The organism is Micromonospora sp. WMMD714 (genome assembly GCF_029581315.1).
GTDB classification, from domain to species: domain Bacteria; phylum Actinomycetota; class Actinomycetes; order Mycobacteriales; family Micromonosporaceae; genus Micromonospora; species Micromonospora rifamycinica.
In genome coordinates this window covers 1,481,896-1,498,119 of sequence record NZ_CP120744.1, presented here as the reverse complement: position 1 = coordinate 1,498,119, position 16,224 = coordinate 1,481,896, and the positions used below count along the sequence as shown (strand labels likewise).

General features: G+C 71.8%; 15 protein-coding genes. 3 read left to right on the top strand and 12 right to left on the bottom strand.

What is annotated here, in order from left to right; genetic code table 11:
* Positions 1-138: 138 nt before the first annotated feature.
* Both O7625_RS06740 and O7625_RS06735 read right to left on the bottom strand, forming a co-directional pair.
* Entirely contained in the window at positions 139-702 is a 564-nt protein-coding gene (locus tag O7625_RS06740) for an SWIM zinc finger family protein (RefSeq protein ID WP_282345087.1), read from the bottom strand.
* A complete protein-coding gene (locus O7625_RS06735) occupies positions 699-2,552 on the bottom strand; it encodes a DEAD/DEAH box helicase (protein ID WP_282345086.1) in 1,854 nt (617 codons plus the stop codon). Before O7625_RS06735 ends, O7625_RS06740 begins: the two co-directional genes overlap by 4 nt.
* A gap of 179 nt (positions 2,553-2,731) precedes the next feature.
* Here O7625_RS06735 and O7625_RS06730 point away from each other — a divergent pair, with 179 nt between their 5' ends.
* From O7625_RS06730 to O7625_RS06720, 3 genes are all read left to right on the top strand, one after another.
* Complete coding sequence (locus O7625_RS06730; protein WP_282345085.1) at positions 2,732-3,235, top strand: MarR family transcriptional regulator; 504 nt, start codon at positions 2,732-2,734, stop codon at positions 3,233-3,235.
* A gap of 132 nt (positions 3,236-3,367) precedes the next feature.
* Positions 3,368-4,525, top strand: a complete 1,158-nt coding sequence (locus tag O7625_RS06725; RefSeq protein WP_282345084.1) for a cytochrome P450 — start codon at positions 3,368-3,370, stop codon at positions 4,523-4,525.
* A 1-nt stretch (position 4,526) separates the two neighbouring features.
* On the top strand, positions 4,527-6,071 hold the full coding sequence (locus tag O7625_RS06720; RefSeq protein WP_282345083.1) for an FAD-binding protein: 1,545 nt from the start codon (positions 4,527-4,529) through the stop codon (positions 6,069-6,071).
* A 114-nt stretch (positions 6,072-6,185) separates the two neighbouring features.
* On the opposite strand, the gene O7625_RS06715 is transcribed toward O7625_RS06720, so the two are convergent.
* From O7625_RS06715 to O7625_RS06670, 10 genes are all read right to left on the bottom strand, one after another.
* The gene (locus O7625_RS06715) at positions 6,186-7,355 is read right to left on the bottom strand and encodes an aromatic ring-hydroxylating dioxygenase subunit alpha (protein ID WP_282345082.1); all 1,170 of its coding nucleotides are present in this window, start codon (positions 7,353-7,355) and stop codon (positions 6,186-6,188) included.
* A gap of 17 nt (positions 7,356-7,372) precedes the next feature.
* A complete protein-coding gene (locus tag O7625_RS06710; protein WP_282345081.1) occupies positions 7,373-8,548 on the bottom strand; it encodes a class I SAM-dependent methyltransferase in 1,176 nt (391 codons plus the stop codon).
* Positions 8,545-8,880, bottom strand: a complete 336-nt coding sequence (locus tag O7625_RS06705) for a muconolactone Delta-isomerase family protein (protein WP_282345080.1) — start codon at positions 8,878-8,880, stop codon at positions 8,545-8,547. The genes O7625_RS06710 and O7625_RS06705 overlap by 4 nt, the downstream gene beginning before the upstream one ends.
* A gap of 123 nt (positions 8,881-9,003) precedes the next feature.
* Positions 9,004-10,272: an activator-dependent family glycosyltransferase gene (locus O7625_RS06700; RefSeq protein WP_282345079.1), complete on the bottom strand. Its 1,269-nt coding sequence runs from the start codon at positions 10,270-10,272 to the stop codon at positions 9,004-9,006.
* Between the two features lie 47 nt (positions 10,273-10,319).
* Positions 10,320-11,477 (bottom strand): P450-derived glycosyltransferase activator, encoded by a 1,158-nt coding sequence (locus O7625_RS06695; protein WP_282345078.1) that lies wholly within the window; start codon positions 11,475-11,477, stop codon positions 10,320-10,322.
* Positions 11,478-11,551: 74 nt separating this feature from the next.
* Complete coding sequence (locus O7625_RS06690; protein WP_282345077.1) at positions 11,552-12,397, bottom strand: AfsR/SARP family transcriptional regulator; 846 nt, start codon at positions 12,395-12,397, stop codon at positions 11,552-11,554.
* A 571-nt stretch (positions 12,398-12,968) separates the two neighbouring features.
* Positions 12,969-13,226 carry an acyl carrier protein gene (locus O7625_RS06685; protein WP_282345076.1) on the bottom strand — a complete coding sequence of 86 codons (258 nt, stop codon included), beginning with the start codon at positions 13,224-13,226 and terminating at the stop codon, positions 12,969-12,971.
* On the bottom strand, positions 13,219-14,460 hold the full coding sequence (locus tag O7625_RS06680; protein ID WP_282345075.1) for a ketosynthase chain-length factor: 1,242 nt from the start codon (positions 14,458-14,460) through the stop codon (positions 13,219-13,221). The genes O7625_RS06685 and O7625_RS06680 overlap by 8 nt, the downstream gene beginning before the upstream one ends.
* On the bottom strand, positions 14,457-15,725 hold the full coding sequence (locus O7625_RS06675) for a beta-ketoacyl-[acyl-carrier-protein] synthase family protein (RefSeq protein WP_282345074.1): 1,269 nt from the start codon (positions 15,723-15,725) through the stop codon (positions 14,457-14,459). The genes O7625_RS06680 and O7625_RS06675 overlap by 4 nt, the downstream gene beginning before the upstream one ends.
* A 100-nt stretch (positions 15,726-15,825) precedes the next feature.
* Positions 15,826-16,161, bottom strand: coding sequence for an antibiotic biosynthesis monooxygenase family protein (locus O7625_RS06670; protein ID WP_282345073.1), 336 nt, complete (start codon positions 16,159-16,161; stop codon positions 15,826-15,828).
* Positions 16,162-16,224 lie beyond the last annotated feature (63 nt).

Sequence of the window (16,224 nt, the reverse complement as noted above, 5' to 3'; positions counted from 1 at the left end):
CGCCCCGGTCCGGGGCTGACCCGACCCGCCCCGGTCCGGGGCTGACCTGACAGCGCCCGGGGGCACCGCCGGGCACCGGCCGGCACCGCCCGGGGCTGACCCGCCCCGGGCCTGGGTGTCGGCGGGTGCCGGCGGCGTTCAGCCACCGTAGAAGGTGTCCGGGTCGAGCCGGGTCAGCGGGATCCAGTCCGGGTCCGGTGGCGGGGCGATCTCGGTGGGCGACATGCGCAGCTCGATGGCGAGTTCCGGCCGCTCGTCGACCCGCTGGGACAGCGTGTAGATGGTGGCCAGCACGTGCACGCAGGGACGCCGCCGGCTCCGGCAGTCGCATTCGGACACCAGGTCGTCGAGCCGGATGCCGATGCTGATGCCGTGGTGCCGGAACTCGGCGTCGAGGGTGTCCGGGAGGTCGCCCGGGGCCAGGCCCCGGTTGTCCGCCATCGCCTTGGCGATCAGGCGTTTCGCCTCCTCCTGGACGTCGGCGGGCCAGGGCGGCAGCTCGATGCGGACCCGGTTGCCCACCCCGGACACCACCACGTCGGCTTCGAGGTGGCCGCCGGTGGCCGACAGGGTGACCGCGTGGTTGCGGGCCAGGCTCCGGGCCTTCGGTAGCAGGGCGTTGGGGCCGGCCGAGGCCGTCGAGGCGACCGTACGCACCCAGGCCCGGCCCCAGGGGGTGGCACCGAACTCTGCCGGGATCAATGGAACGCTCCTAGGTCGAGGTCGAGCACCTCGTGCAGCTCGTCGTCGGACAACTTGGCGAGGGCGGCCTCGGTGTCCCCCGAGACGATCTCCGCGAGCCCCCGCTTGCTGTCGTGCATCTGGGCGATGTGGTCCTCGATGGTGCCGCCGGTGACCAGGGTGTAGACGTTCAGGGTGCGCTGCTGGCCGATCCGGTGGGCGCGGTCGGTCGCCTGCTCCTCGACGGCCGGGTTCCACCAGCGGTCGTAGTGCATGACGTGGGTGGCCCGGGTGAGGTTGAGGCCGAACCCGGCCGCCCGGAGGCTGAGCAGCAGCACCGGCGGGGCGTCGTCGTCCTCCTGGAAGGCGTGCACGAGCCGGTCGCGCTGGGCGGCGGAGAGGCCGCCGTGCAGGAACGGGATGGGGCCCACGCCCAGGCTGTCGGCCAGGTGGCCGGAGAGCAGCTCGCCCATGGCCCGGTACTGGGTGAAGACGAGCGCCCGGTCGCTCTCGTCGACGATCTCGGCGAGCATCTCGGTGGCCCGGTCGAACTTGCCGGACCGCCCCGGCTGGGCGGGACCGTCGCGCAGGTACTGGGCGGGGTGGTTGCAGATCTGCTTGAGGGCGGTCAGCAACGCGAGGACCCGCCCGCTGCGCTCGATGCCGGCGCCGAGGCCGTCGGAGAACGCGCGGTCCACCGCCTCCCGGTAGAGCCGGGCCTGCTCGTCGGTCAGCGTGCAGACCATCGTCGAGTACTGCTTCGGGGGCAGCTCGGCTGCCACCTCGGCCTTCGTCCGGCGGAGCAGGTGCGGCTGGACGATGGTGTTGAGGGCGGCGGCGGCGGTGGCCGAGCGCCGTTGCTCGATCGGGGTCACGAAGCGCTGCCGGAAGCGGGCGCGGGTGCCCAGCAGGCCGGGGTTGGTCACGTTGAGGATGGCCCAGAGTTCGTCCAGCCGGTTCTCCACCGGGGTGCCGGTCATGGCGATCCGCGACTGGGCGGAGAGCGCGGACGCCGCCCGGCTGGCCAGCGCCTCCGGGTTCTTGATCTGCTGTGCCTCGTCGAAGACGACCACGTCCCAGTCGGTCTTCATCAGCGGTTCGTCCCGGCGCAGCACCGGATAGCTGGTGATCACCACGGTCCCGGGCTGGTAGGTGTCCGGGAGCCGCCGCCCCGCGCCGTGGTAGCTGATCGTCGGGGTGCCCGGTGCGAAGCGGGCGATCTCCCGCCGCCAGTTGCCGATCAGGGACGTCGGGCAGACCACCAGGTGCGGTGCGGTCGAGACGCGGGTGGCGAGCAGGCAGATGGCCTGGAGGGTCTTGCCCAGGCCCATCTCGTCGGCGAGCACGCCGCCGTGGCCGAGGCCGGGCCGGGCGCTGAGCCAGGCCACCCCGTGCACCTGGTACGGCCGCAGGGTCGCCTGGATGGCGGTGCCGTGCAGGGCGGCCCGGGTGGTCACCGCCTGCCGGAACTGGGTGAGCAGGGCGGACGCGGCGGTGATGGCGGTGCCCTCGCCGTTGAGCACGGCGTGGGCGGCGGCCGGCATCCGGGCGCCCAGCGTGGTGTAGCCCTCGTCGTCGCCGTCCGGCAGGGTGGCCGCGTCCCGCCAGGCCCGCACGGACGCGCCGACCTCGGCCCGGGGGTCGAGCGTGCGCAGGGCGGGCAGCGCCGTGTCCAGCTCCGCCAGCAGCACCGGCACGCTGGCCGCGGTGACCTCGCCCGCGACGGGCAGGGCCAGCCGGCAGGTGCCGGGGCGGCCCGGGGGCAGCCCGTGCGCCCGGACGGCCTCGGTGAGCTGCTCGACGCCCCACCAGGCGATCGCGTCCTCGGCGGGGACGAAGGTGGCCTGCAGGGTGCCGGGTAGCTCGGTCATCGGGCGCCCCGCTGACGGCAGGGGCGCGGGGCCGGCGGTGGACGGTGCATCGGCACGGGGGACGAGCTGGGCAAGACCCACTCCTAGGACGGGGGGTGACATGATGGTTGTGGGACGAAACAGTTGCGTCACGCAATGATAAGGGGAATTATGCCCTACGCACCGGGCCGGGCCTGACCATGCGGGAGAAGACACCGCCACCGCACGCGGTCACCGGGTCACTCGCCGACGAGGTGGTACGCCGGCTACCGGACTGGATCACCCATCTGATCCAGATCAACAGCCTGGTCGCGGCCCGGATGGGCGTGGTGGTGACCGACTTCCACTGCCTGCACGCCCTCCAGCAGCACGGCTCGACCACGGCCGGGGTGCTCGCCAAGCGGGTCGGTCTCACCCCGGGCTCGGCCTCCCGGATGATCGACCGGCTCGCGGACGCCGGGTGCGTCCGCCGGGTGCCCGACCCGCACGACCGGCGTCGCATCCTCATCGAGCCGACCGACGAGGGGCTCGGCCGGATCACCGCGTACTACGCGGGGCTGACCGCGCGGACCCTCGACGACCTGGCCGCCTTCGACGACGACCAGCTCCGCACGCTGCTGCGGTTCATCGAGGTGTTCCAGGAGAGCGCGGCGGCGGAGGTCGACCGGCTGCGCTCCACCGCCGGTCCCGCGCCCACCCCCTGAGACGGCAGCAGGGTCCACCAGCCTTCCAGGGCCTTACGAGGCCGCTCCGTTGTGATGCCCCCACAGGTCTCCGTCCGCCATGTGAGGGGTCGATCAATGGGTGGTCCGCACGTTCCCGAGAAGATGCGAGACATGCTCGCTCGGTACCGGACGAAGCGGCAGAGCGAACCGGTCAGCCTGGACGAGGCGTCCGGGCGGTGGCAGGTGTTCGGGTACCGGGACGGGGTCACCGTCGCCACCGACGCGAAGCGGTTCTCCAACGACCTGAGCGCCTTCATCCCCGACCACGAGGAACTCCGCACCTTCACCAAGGGCAACTTCCAGGCCATGGACGACCCCCGGCACCGGCAGATGCGCAGCCTGGTCAGCCAGGGCTTCACCCCGAAGTTCGTACAGGGCCTGGCCCCCCGGATCGAACAGGTCGCCGCCGAACTGCTCGACCGGATCGCCGACCGGGGCGGGGACCGCATCGACCTGGTCGCCGACCTGGCGCACCCGCTGCCGGTCACCGTCATCGCCGAGGTGATGGGCCTGCCGGTCGCCGACCGTCACCTGTTCCGCCGGTGGGCGGATGCGCTGCTCGTCGACAACGGGGTGGACGCCCTGTTCAGCGAGGAGGGCGTGGCCGCGATGGCGCCGTCGATCCGGGAGATGAACCAGTACCTGCTCAGCCACGTCCGGGAGTACCGAGCCTCCGACCGGGCGGGCCTGATCCGCGCGCTCGTCGAGGCGGAGACCGACGGCCGACGCCTCGACGACCAGGAGATCGTGGGCTTCCTGGCCCTGCTGCTGATCGCCGGGCACCTCACCACCAGCACGATGTTCACCAACGCGATCCTCTCCCTGGACGAGAACCCCGGGGCCATGAAGGAGATCCGGGCCGACCGCCGCCTCATCCCGCAGATGCTCGAAGAGGTGCTGCGGTACCGGTCGCCCCTGGTCTGGCTCGACCGGCGGGCCACCGAGGAGGTCGAGCTCGGCGGGCAGCGGATCCCGGAGGGTTCCCTGGTGAGCGTCTCGCTCGTCTCCGTCGGCCGGGACGAGAGCGAGTTCACCGACCCGGACACCTTCGACATCCACCGCGCCCAGATCCGGCACCTGGCCTTCGGGATGGGTCTGCACTTCTGCCTGGGTGCGCCGTTGGCCCGGATGGAGGTCAGGATCGCGCTGAACGCGATGCTGGACCGGTACGACGACCTCCGGATCCCGACCGACGCGCCGATCGTGTTCCACGATCCGAAGGACTTCAACGGCACCCGGCAGCTCCCGCTCGACCTGACGGTCCGCTGAGGTGGGCGCGGAGCAGGGCGGGCCGGTGGTCACCTCCACCGGGGACCGGACCACGGTGGGACCGGTGACCATCCGGCCGGGCGACCCGCGGTACCTGGAGCTGACCACCGCCGCGAACGGCAGGTTCCGCTGCCGGCCCCGGCAGGTCCGGGTCGTCGGGTCCACGGCCCAGGTCGTCGAGGCCGTCCAGGACGCGGTACGGGGTGGGATGCGGGTGGTGGCGCGCAGCGGCGGGCACTGCCTGGAGGACTTCGTCGACTCGCCGGACACCGGCCTGCTGATCGACCTGTCCGAGCTGCACGCGGTGGGCTACGACCCGGGCCGCCGGGCCTTCTTCGCCGAGCCCGGCGCGCTGCTCGGCGACGTGTACCGCACCCTGCTCAAGGGCTGGGGGGTGACCATCCCGGCCGGTCTGGAGGCCGGGGTCGGGATCGGCGGGCACGTCCCCGGCGGGGGCTACGGCCCGCTGACCCGCCGGTACGGCTCGGTGGTGGACCACCTGGAGGCCGTCGAGGTCGTGGTGGTGGACCGTGCCGGCACCGCCCGGGCCGTGGTGGCGAGTCGGGACGCGGCCGACCCGGCCCGGGACCTGTGGTGGGCGCACACCGGCGGCGGGGGCGGTACCTTCGGCATCGTCACCCGCTACTGGTTCCGTACCCCGGGGGCGGTGAGCGCGGACCCGGCGGCGCTGCTCCCCACCCCGCCGGCAGCGGTGCTGGACAGCCTGGTCTTCTGGTCGTGGCCGGACTTCACCCGGGAGTCGTTCGGTCGGCTGCTGCGCAACCACGGCCGCTGGCACGAACGGAACAGCGGCCCGGACTCCCCGTTCACCAGCCTGTTCAGCATCCTCACCGTGCTGCGCCGGGAGTCCGGCATGATCGGGTTGACCACCCAGGTGGACGCGGGCCGGACCGACGCCCCGGAGCTGCTGGAGGCGTACCTGACCGCCCTCAACGAGGGGGTCGGGGTGCCGTACACCCACGACGTGCAGACCAGGCCCTGGTTGAGCACCATGCTGCGCCCCCGGATGTCCGGGAACGTGTGGGGGTTGCGCGCCAAGTGCAAGGCGGCGTACCTGCGCCGGGGGTACACCGGGGCGCAGACGGAGGTGATCTACCGCCGGCTGACCGGCGGGGACTACCGGAACCCGACCGCCGGCGTCATCCTCGCGGCGTACGGGGGGCGGGCCTCCGCCGTGCCGCCGGACGCCACGGCCACCGCCCAACGCGACTCGGTGCTGAAGGCCTTCTACCTGAACAACTGGACCGACGCGGCGCAGGACGACACCCACGTCACCTGGATCCGGGAGTTCTACCGGGAGCTGTACGCGGACACCGGCGGCGTCCCGCTGCCCGGCGGCGACAGCGACGGCTCGTACATCAACTATCCCGACACCGACCTGGCGGATCCCCGCTGGAACACCTCGGGAACACCCTGGTCGACGCTCTACCACAAGGGCAACTACCCGCGGCTGCAACAGGTGAAGGCCCGCTGGGATCCGCTCGACGTCTTCCGGCACGGCCTGTCGGTGCGTCTGCCCGACTGAGCCGACCCCCGCGCCGACCCCCGCGCCGCCCGCCGCACCACCCCGCACCCCGCACCACCCCGCGCGCCCCCGCCCGGCCGGAACGACCCGGCCGGGCGGGGGCGCGAACCCGGCTCAGGTGCCGGGAGTGTCGGCGGTCATCGCCAGGGCCAGGTTGCGGTAGAAGGCCAGCACCCCCGGCTCCTTCGGGCTGAGCTGTCCACGCCGGAGGAACCGCGAGCCGACCGCGCTCTGCACGGCCTCCAGACCACGGCGGTCCTCGGCGTTGATGACACCGGTGACCGCCTCGATCTGCGCCCTGACCGCCGCCAGGTCGGCGCCCTCCAGCGCGGCCGCCGGCATCAGGGTGCCCCCGCGTACCTGGGTCCGGCCGATCGAGACCGGCACCAGGCTGATCCAGGCGATGCTCTCCCCGAAGGTGGCGACGGCGGCGCACGGGAACAGCCGGAAGCTGTACATGACGCTCCGCTCCGCCTCGGTCAGCGTCAGGAAGCTCGTCTCGAACGGGGTACCGGTGGGGCTGAGCAGCCGGGTCACCAGCGCCGAGTCGGCGTGCACCGCCATGTCGATGCCGCCGGTCATCAGGGGCCGGACGGTCTCGGGGTGGAAGCCGATCGCGTGGTAGTTCTCGTGGCCGTTCTCGACGGCGATCTTCCAGTTGCAGTCCCACTCCTCCGTCCAGCTGCTGACCTGCACCATCTCGTCGAGGCGGTAGTTGGTCATCTCCCGGTCCACCACCGACAGGTCGTCGTCGAAGGCCGGTGCCCCGGCGTCGAGGTTGACGAAGACCAGACCGTGCCACTGCGTGACGGCGAAGGTGGGCAGCCGGCAGGCCGCCGGGTCGAAGTCGGCGTTGCCGCGCATGTGGGTGGCGGCGAGCAGGGTGCCGTCCAGGTTGTAGCGCCACAGGTGGTAAGAGCAGGTCAGGTCCCTGGTGTTCCCGGCGCCCGGCTCGACCAACGGCATCATCCGGTGCCGGCAGACCGGCGACAGGCCGTGCAGCACCCCGTCCTGGTCCCGGGTGACCGCGACCGGTTCGCCGGCGATGGTCATGGCGAGGTAGTCGCCGGGCTCGGCGAGCTGGTCGACGTGGCCGACCAGGATCCAGGAGCGGTGGAAGATCCTGCTCCGCTCCCACTCGTACACCTCGGGCGAGGTGAACAGCTGCGGTGGCAGGCTGAGCGTCGGCGGGTCGGGCCGCAGGTAATCCCGCAGCTCCGCCACCAGCTCGGCCGCCGTACGGTCGGGCGACGGCGTCACCCGGGCGGTCTCGGTCGGGCTCACAGTGCTCCCCCTCTGCCTCAGTTGTCAGTCGGCGGGATGGCGCCGAGGGCGATCCAGGCCTCGTCGTCCATCCAGCCGGGGATGCCGTTCTCGCCGTTGACGCCCTTCTCGACGAACGCGATGTTCCGGTACACCCGCACGCCGACGACCTGGCTCTGGGTGATGGTGGGCGGCTCCCCGGCCGGCGGCTGCTGCTCGTGGTGGTGGATGTCGTCCAGCAGCCGCTTCAACAGGCCGACGGTGGTCCGCGGGCCGGCGACCGGTCCCGCGGTCCCGCCGCAGCGGGGCAGGTAGGAGGTCTGCATGTCCTCGATGACGTACAGGCCGCCGGGGCGGACGTACGGGAACAGCGCGTCGAACGAGATCCGGACGTGCTCGTTCTCGTGGCTCCCGTCGTCGATGACGATGTCGAAGGGTCCGTGCTCCTCGGCGAGGGCGACCAGCGCGGCCGGATCCGACTGGTCCGCGGTGAGCGCCGTGAGGCGGCCCTGGTCGAGCGAGGACTTGTCGAACAGGTCGAGCCCGTGGATCAGCCCCCGGTGGAAGTACTTCTTCCACATCTTCAGCGACGCGCCGCCGAGTTCCCCGTCGAAGCCGCCGATGCCGATCTCCAGCAGCCGCACCGGCCGGTCCCGGTAGCGGGCGAACTCCTCCTCGTAGTGCCCGGTGTACCAGTGGAAGCTGGCCCACTTGTCGGAGCCGTAGGCGACCGAGAGCTTGCCCAGGTCGTCCCGGGGCACCGTGCATCCGGAGAACAGCGTCCCGGAGGCCTGGTTGGTCGACGTCAGGATGGCCGGCAACTGCGCCAGGTCGGCCGGGCGCTCCGGCAGGAACGCGTCGGTGAAGTCGCCGAGGCGACGTTGGCCGGCCCGCCCGTACAGGCGTCGGACCAGGTCCACCGCGTGGAACCCGACCTCCCGCTGGACCGACGGCACGTCGCCGTCGAGGACGACGATCGGCTCGTCCCGCACGATCCGGAAGACGACCCGTCGTCGCTCGCCGCCGTGCGTGACGGTCATCGCGAGGTGGACGGGGACCGGGTTGACCGGGGCGTCGCAGCGGAACAGGATCTCGTCGACGAGGGCGTCGACGACGGCCGTCAGGCCCGCCTCCTTGACCACGGTGGCGATCTCCGGATCGGACCCGGCCCCCCGCGCGGCGAGCAGTCCGACCAGGGCGCGGTCGACGGTCATGCCGGCTCCGGGGTGCCGTGCCCGCCCGGCCGGGCCCACTTGAGCAGCTGGGCGGCCGGGTCGAAGCTGGCCGGCGCGGCCAGCGGGATGATCTCGAACTTCAGGTGCGGGCTGACCGGGTTGTCGTACAACGCCGCGAGCAGCTCCTCGTGCGAGTCGACGTCGTAGATGTTGAGGCCGCCGGACGCGCCGACCCGGATCCAGCTGTGCCGGATGACCCCCTTGTCCACCAGGGCCTTCGTGTACGCGAAGCCTTCCGGCAGCCGCTCCCGGAACTCCTTCGCCTCACCGGCGGCCGGCGACTGGGTCGCCAGCACCGCAAAGAGCGCCATCTCTTTCTCCTCCTCGTGTGCTTGGGAACAGGGGGAACGTATGGTTCCGGCCGGTCGGCACGCTCGAACCCGGCTCGAACCGGGTCACCGCGACGACGGACGGGACCGTCGGTGCCGAAACGGTCAGCTCCGCGATGGCCGGGACCGGTGCCGGGCGGTCAGCTCCGCGATGGCCGGGACCGCCGCGGCCGGGCTCGGCTCGGCCTCGATCTCGGTGCGGAGCAGGTGGGCCTCCTCGCGGAAGGACGGCTTGGTCAGCAGCTGTTCCAGCCCGTCGCGCAGCGCGGCGGGGGTCAGCTCGTCCGGCGGCAGGAAGATCCCGGCGCCCCGTTCGGCCAGCCGGCGGGCCCGGTAGACGTTGTCCCACATGCCGGCGACCACGAGCTGCGGCACGCCGCAGACCGCGGCGGTGGACCAGGTGCCGACGCCGCCGTGGTGCACCACCGCCGTGCACGTGGGCAGCAGCGCCTGCAGGGGTACGAAGTCCGTCGCCCGGACGTTGTCGGGCAGCCGGGTCGCCCCGGCGAGCTGCCCGGCGTCGAAGGTCGCCACGATCTCCGCGTCCAACCCGGCGACCGCCTCGAAGAGCTGGTCCAGCGAGACCATGTTCGGGTACGGCAGGTCGCGGGAGGTGATGCCCAGCGTCAGGCACACCCGGGGCCGGTCGGGCGGCGTCCGGAGCCAGTGCGGCACCACCGATGGCCCGTTGTACGGCACGTAGCGCATCGGCACGGAGGGGCGCCCCAGGTCCAGCCGTACGCTCGGGGGCATCTGGTCGATGTTCCACTGCCCGGTGACCACCTCCTCGTCGAAGGAGCAGCCGAACCGGTCCAGGGTCCAGGACAGCCACTCCTCCAGCGCGTCGTCGCGGCGTTCCTCGGGCAGCTCGGCGTTCTGCTGCCGGAACATCCGGCGGGTCCGCAGGAACAGGTCAGGTCCCCAGAGCAGCCGGGCGTGCGCGGCGCCGGTCGCCCGCGCGGCCACCGCCCCGGCGAAGGTGAACGGCTCCCACACGATGAGGTCCGGCCGCCAGAAGCGGGCGTAGTCGACCAGTTCGTCCACCATCGAGTCGTTGTTGGCCTGGGCGTAGAAGGTGGCGGTCAGCAGGGTGTTCGCGCCCTTCAGCTCGCGGTAGCCGCCACCGCGGTCGCCGGTGACGTCGATGTCGCGGTAGAACCCGGTCAGCTCCGCGCCGAGGTCGCGGACGAGGTCGTGGTGGGTGTGGTCGGTGCCGACCGGGACGGCGACCAGGCCGGCGTCGGTGATGGTCCCGGTCAGCGCCGGGTGGCTGGCGAAGTGGACCTCGTGGCCGGCCGCCCGCAGCGCCCAGGCCAGCGGCACGGTGTTGTTGAAGTGCGCTTCGACCGCCAGTGACGTGATGAGGACACGCATGGTGCAGGGGTCTCCTTCCGGAGGGACGAGCGGCCCGGCGGCCGGTCTCAGGGGGTGTGCACGGGCATCCGCGTGATCGCGTCGGTGACCGGTGCGCGCAACCGGCGTACGACGGGTCCACCCGGGCGCAGCCGTGGACGGCGGGTCGCCAGGACCCGGAGGGTGGCGGCCGCCGACGCCCGCACCAGCGGTGCGACCAGTTCGAGGTACGGTGCCCCGGTCAGCGAGAGGTGTGCCGGCGCGGGTGACCGGAACGGGTCGAAGCGCGCGAGGTCCGCACCGTGGCGGGGATCCCGGTTGGCCGCCTCGACGTTCACCACGATCTCGCTGCCGGCGCTGATCCGCTGACCGGCCGTCTCCAGGTCCGTCCGGGCGATGCGGTTCTCCAACCGGATCGGCGGGTCGTGCCGCAGCGTCTCCTCCACCACGCGCTCCGCGAGACCGGGGTCGTCGGCCAGCGCCTGCCACGCGGTGGGGTGGTCGAGCAGCGCCCGGACCGCGTTGGCCGCGGTGCCGACCGCCACGTCGACCCTGACCGGGCAGCTCACGGTCGCGGCGGTGACCAGGTCGTCGTCCCCGTCGACGAGCCGCCGGTGCAGGGCGGTCAGGCCGTCGATGCCGTCGATCAGCGCGCGGGCGCGGGTGAGCCTCGGCGGGGCGAGCCGGGCGTCGAGCACCGGTGCCGCCGCGAGGCAGCACCGGTCGAAGGCCGCCCGGTCCGCCGCCGGCACCCGGTGCAGGTCGGCGACGACCGCGACCAGCACCGGCCGCAGCAGATCGGTGACGAGGTCGAACGCGTCACCGATCCGCTCCAGCCGCTGGACGCAGACCTGCTCGACCGCGTCGTGGTCCGGATCCGGTCCGGCCAGGTCCCGCCACCGTCGCCAGACCTCTCCGGGCAGCCCGAAGACGGTGATCCGGCGGCGCAGGTCGTTACCGTGGGGGACGTCGGCCGGGGTGCCGGGCGTGATCCGGGGATCGTGCAGGATCTCCCCGCCGAGCAGGAGGTCCCCGGTGAGCCAGGCGCCGTTCCGGCTACGCCGCAGCGGCCCCGCCTCGTGGATCCGCCGCAGGAGTACGCCACGGTCCTCGTCCTCTGCCCGCAGGAGGGTCGCGAGCGGATCGCCGCCGTGTGCGTACAGCCATTGCATTCCCCGTTCGGTCATCAACGACCGACCGAGTTCACTTTCCGTCTGTGTCAGCACCCTTCCACTGTGTGTGGACCCGCTCGAATTGTGCTCGGAATGGCCTCGATCGGCGGGTGTGGGCGGGGGCTACGTCAATTCGTTCGGATGCGTCCCCAGCCGGAGCTGCTGAGACTGCCCGCCAGGGGACGCACCAGGTGCAGTTCCTGGTCGAATTCGGTGTCGGAATTGAGGATCGCCTGGTAGGCGCGTTGCACCTGCGACTCGGGTTCGAGACCCAACTCGTCGATGAGGTTGCGGCGCAGCCGGTGGAAGACCTCGAGCGCCTGGGCCCGCCGGCCACCGAGGTGCAGCGCCCGCATGTATTGCGCCTGCAACCCCTCGTGCAACGGATTCTCGGCGGTCAGCGCCGCCAATTCGGTCAGCACCTCGCGGTACATGCCGAGCCGCAGCTTGGCCCCCACCAGGTACTCGGTCACCATCAGCCGGGACTCCTCCAGCTCGCGGCGTTTGGACTCCAGCACCCGGCCGAGCGAGACGTCGACCAGGGCCGCGCCCCGCCACAGCCGGAGCGCCTCGGTCAGCCGGGTCATCCCGGTGAGATCGTCGCCGTCGGCCAGCGCCGACCAGCCGGCCAGGACCAGCTTGTCGTACTCGCGCACGTCCAGCACGCTCGTCTCGCTCCGGAACATGTAGCCGCCGACCCGGGTGACCAGGACCTCCTTGGTGATCTCCGGGGCGGGTCGGTGGGTGGCCGCGACGAAGAGCTTGCGCAGATTGAGGATGTAGGTCTGCAGGGTGGTCAAACTGCTGACCGGAGGGTCGTCCTCCCACAATTCCGAGATCAGCGAGGAAACCGGAACCACCTGATCTGCGTGGACGAGGAGCATCGCAAGTACATTGCGTGGCTTTCGCGCGCTGGGCGTCTTGTTGACTGAGTTGGAGAGAACGGATAGCGGACCCAGTACTCCCAGACTCATTGCCGCCGCTGGACCTTCAACTCCCACAGCGTCCCCCGGGTTCAAATGTTACGGAAAGGAAGAACCATGCGTTCCGACAAATGTACCATGGGTGACCGCGTGATGCGAGTGCCACTCTGTGCCGCCGCACTTTACTGCTTGGAAATTGACTCGGCGGCCGTCCGATGATATGTGCCACAAACATTTGTCAAGCACTGGCGGGTGGCACTGCTGTGATGCGGATCACACTGCCTTTCCGGCTGTCGCGGGTGGGCGTCGCCCTGCATTCGCCATCGACGTTGCCCTATTGATCAACGGGTCGGACCGAATCCACCCACCCGTCGGACCGTCCGCCCGCGCCGCACCGCTGGCGGTGGGTCGCTGCCCGGCCTCCGTTCGGCGGGCCGCGCGGCGATCGGTTCCGAGGTGGGGTCGATCGGGCCGGTGGCGGGGCGGTGGTCGCGATCGGCGGCGGGCTGCGCGGCGCTCGCCGGAAGGCGGTCGGGGCCGACGGCGACGGATCGAGTGTTGACCGATTCTGATCAGCTTTGCCGCCCGGGTGGGGTCGCCGTCCACCCCCGCCCCGGCGGCGTCAGGTGGCCTCCGCCATGGTCAGATTGACCAACCTCAGCAGCTCGCGCGGAGTTCCGGCCGACAACACCACGTCATCGCTCAGCACCACTCCGTAATCAATCCTGATCCGGCCGGCAGTTTCCATCATGGCGATGGAGTCGTAGCCCAGATTGTCGAACTCCACGTCCAGAATGTCGCCCCGCAGGGCCGACTCGTCGTCCTCGCCGGCGCATTCGCGCAGAATCGTCGTGAGATCGTCCAGTTTAAATTCATTCATGTTCTGGCATCCTTCTCGTGGAGGGATCGGAATGCGTCACCACCATGGCGGCGTTGAAGCCCCCACGGCCACGGGCCACCACCAGGGCGGCCGAGATCGCGCCCCGACGCGGCTGCACCACCAGATCGAGGCGGTACTCCGGGACCGGGCTGGTGACGTTGACGGTCGGCGGGATCTCCCCGTGCCGCAGCGCCAGCAGGGCGGTCGCCAGGTCGAGGGCCGAGCCACCCGCACTCAGCCGCCCGGTCATCGTCTTGGGCACGGTCACCGGCACGCCGTAGGGACCGAACACCGACAGCAGGGCCTCGGCCTCCACCCGGTCGCGCGCCGGCACCCCGGCACCGTCGGCGAAGACCACGTCGATCCGGTCCGGCGTGAGTCCGGCGTCCGCCAGCGCCAGCTCGATCGCCCGGCGCAGCGTCGACGGCCGGCCGGACCGCGGTGGCGGGTCGAACGTCGCGGCGTACCCGGCGATCCGGCCGTAGCACGACCGCACCCCACGCTCCCGGGCGCTCCGCTCGGTCTCGAGCACCAGCAACGCGCCGCCGTCGCCGGGCACGTGGCCCGAGGCCCGGACGTCGAAGGGCAGGAACGCCCGGTCGGGATCCGGACACCTGCTGACGCCGCCGGAGAGCTGGGCGACCCAGCCCCAGGGGCACGGCGACCCGTCGACCGCGCCCGCGATCATCACCGGGGTGCCGCCACGCACCTGCCGGCAGGCCTGCGCCACCGCGTCGAGACCGCCGGCCTGCTCGGTGACCAGCACGCCGTTGGGGCCGCGCAGGCCGTGCCGGATCGCGATCTGACCGGTGTTCACCGCGTAGAACCAGGCGAAGGACTGGTAGGCGCTGACGTGCTCCGGCCCCCTGCTCCACAGCTTCGCGAGCTCCCGGTGGCCGAACTCGAAGCCGCCGGCCGAGCTGGCCGTCACCACCCCCATCCCGAACTCCGGCAGGGTGCCCGGGTCGACCGCCGCCTCCTCCACCGCCCAGTCCGCCGCCACCAGGGACAGCCGGGTCATCGGGTCGGTCTGCGGCAGCAGTCGCCCCGGCAGGTGGTCCGCCGGCACGAAGTCCCTGATCTCCCCGGCCAGCCGGCTGGAGTAGGTGGTCGGGTCGAAGGCGGTGATCCGGTCGATCGCGTTCCGCCCGGCGAGGGTGTTCTCCCAGTACCGGCGGGCACCCAGCCCGGTCGGCGCGACCACGCCCATGCCGGTCACCACCACGGCGCTCATCGCGCCACCCGCCCCGGCTTCGCCAGCACCATCGCGCTCTGGAAGCCACCGAACCCGCTGCCGACGGTCAGGGCGACGTCCACCCGGTGCTCCCGGGCCACCAGCGGCACGTAGTCCAGGTCGCACACCGGGTCCGGCTCGTGCAGGTTCGCCGTCGGCGGCACCACGCCGTGCCCCATCGCCAGTACGCAGGCGGCGATCTCCAGCGAGCCGATCGCCCCCAGCGAGTGGCCGACCATCGACTTGATCGAGCTGACCGGGACCTCGTACGCGCGGGACCGCAGACTCAGCTTGAACGCCGCCGTCTCGTGGCGGTCGTTCTGCACCGTGCCGGACCCGTGCGCGTTGACGTAGTCGATGTCGCCGGGGTCCACCCTCGCCCGGTCCATGGCCACGGTGATGGCCTCCGCCATCTCCCTCCCGTCCGGCCGCAGACCGGTCATGTGGAAGGCGTTGCTCCGCGACGCGAAGCCGGCGACCTCGGCGTAGACGTGCGCCCCCCGCCGACGGGCGGCCGCGTACTCCTCCAGCACGAACATGGCGGAGCCCTCGCCCAGGACGAAGCCGTTGCGGCTGCGGTCGAACGGCCGGGACGCCGTCGCCGGCTCGTCGTTGCGCGGGGTGGTCGCCCGGATCGCGTCGAAGCAGGCGACGGTGATGGGCGAGATCGGCGCGTCGGAGGCTCCGGCGACCATCACGTCCGCCAGCCCGTCGGCGATCAGCTCCGCCGCCTGACCCACCGAGTCCAGGCCGGACGTGCAGCCGGTGGAGACGGTCGCCACCGGGCCCTCCGCGCCGGTCTCCCAGGCGACCTCGGCGGCGATCGAACTGGGCACGAAGTAGTCGAACAGGTGCGGCACCGCGTAGCCCTCGTCGACGTGCCAGTGCCGCCCCCCGTCGCTGACGACCCGGTACTCCTCCTCCAGGCTCATCGTGCAACCGACCGCGCTGCCGACGGTGACCCCGGTCCGGGCGGGGTCGACCGCCCGCAGGTCCAGGCCGCTGTCCTGCACACACTGCCGGGCACTCGCCACCGCGAACTGGGTGACCCGGTCCATCCGCCGGATCTGCTGCGGGCCGAAGCCCTCCAGGGCCGGGTCGAAGTCGCACTCCGCGCCGACCTGGGAGCGGAACGGACTCGGGTCGAAGAGGCTGATCCGCCCGGTGGCGGTCCGCCCCTCGGAGATCAGGTCCCAGAACTGCTTGGTCCCGTTGCCGCCGGGGGCGACAACTCCCACTCCGGTAATCACGACACGACGTTTCATCTCTGTCTGACCTCGTAACGGTTGCCCGGGCGGCCGGGGTTCCCCCGGTCCGACGCCCGCCGGGTTCCCCCGGTGGGGCAGGCCGGGAACGGCGTCGGGATCACTGCACCGAATAGGCTTGGCGGGGCACGTACATGTTCGCCTCGTTGGTGCAGCGCGCCCGGATCTCCCGGGCGTGGGACTGGAAGCCCGGATGGGTGACCGCGCGCCGCCAGGACTCGACGTCGGTCCAGAGGGCGATGTTGACGTAGCGGTTCTGCTTGTCCTCGTCGACGTTGCGGGACAACGTGTACTGGATGAACCCCGGCTGGGCGGCCATGAACTCCGAGATCTCGGCGAACACCCGCTCGAACTCCTCCGGCGGGCTGGACACGGTGAACGTGTTGACGAAGGTCACCGCTTCCGGGACGGATACGTCGTACTTCGTGGTCGGCATCTGCTGCACCCCTCGACGAACTCGATGGAACTGGCTGGTCCTGACTGCCGGCAACGCTCCCTG

Bases quoted from the DNA above. Each gene is read 5' to 3' on its own strand.
- O7625_RS06670 (WP_282345073.1), bottom strand. From the start codon at position 16,161: ATGCCGACCACGAAGTACGACGTATCCGTCCCGGAAGCGGTGACCTTC.
- O7625_RS06685 (WP_282345076.1), bottom strand. From the start codon at position 13,226: ATGAATGAATTTAAACTGGACGATCTCACGACGATTCTGCGCGAATGC.
- O7625_RS06705 (WP_282345080.1), bottom strand. From the start codon at position 8,880: ATGGCGCTCTTTGCGGTGCTGGCGACCCAGTCGCCGGCCGCCGGTGAG.
- O7625_RS06690 (WP_282345077.1), bottom strand. From the start codon at position 12,397: ATGAGTCTGGGAGTACTGGGTCCGCTATCCGTTCTCTCCAACTCAGTC.
- O7625_RS06710 (WP_282345081.1), bottom strand. From the start codon at position 8,548: ATGACCGTCGACCGCGCCCTGGTCGGACTGCTCGCCGCGCGGGGGGCC.
- O7625_RS06735 (WP_282345086.1), bottom strand. From the start codon at position 2,552: ATGACCGAGCTACCCGGCACCCTGCAGGCCACCTTCGTCCCCGCCGAG.
- O7625_RS06700 (WP_282345079.1), bottom strand. From the start codon at position 10,272: ATGCGTGTCCTCATCACGTCACTGGCGGTCGAAGCGCACTTCAACAAC.
- O7625_RS06680 (WP_282345075.1), bottom strand. From the start codon at position 14,460: ATGAGCGCCGTGGTGGTGACCGGCATGGGCGTGGTCGCGCCGACCGGG.
- O7625_RS06675 (WP_282345074.1), bottom strand. From the start codon at position 15,725: ATGAAACGTCGTGTCGTGATTACCGGAGTGGGAGTTGTCGCCCCCGGC.
- O7625_RS06730 (WP_282345085.1), top strand. From the start codon at position 2,732: ATGCGGGAGAAGACACCGCCACCGCACGCGGTCACCGGGTCACTCGCC.
- O7625_RS06725 (WP_282345084.1), top strand. From the start codon at position 3,368: ATGCTCGCTCGGTACCGGACGAAGCGGCAGAGCGAACCGGTCAGCCTG.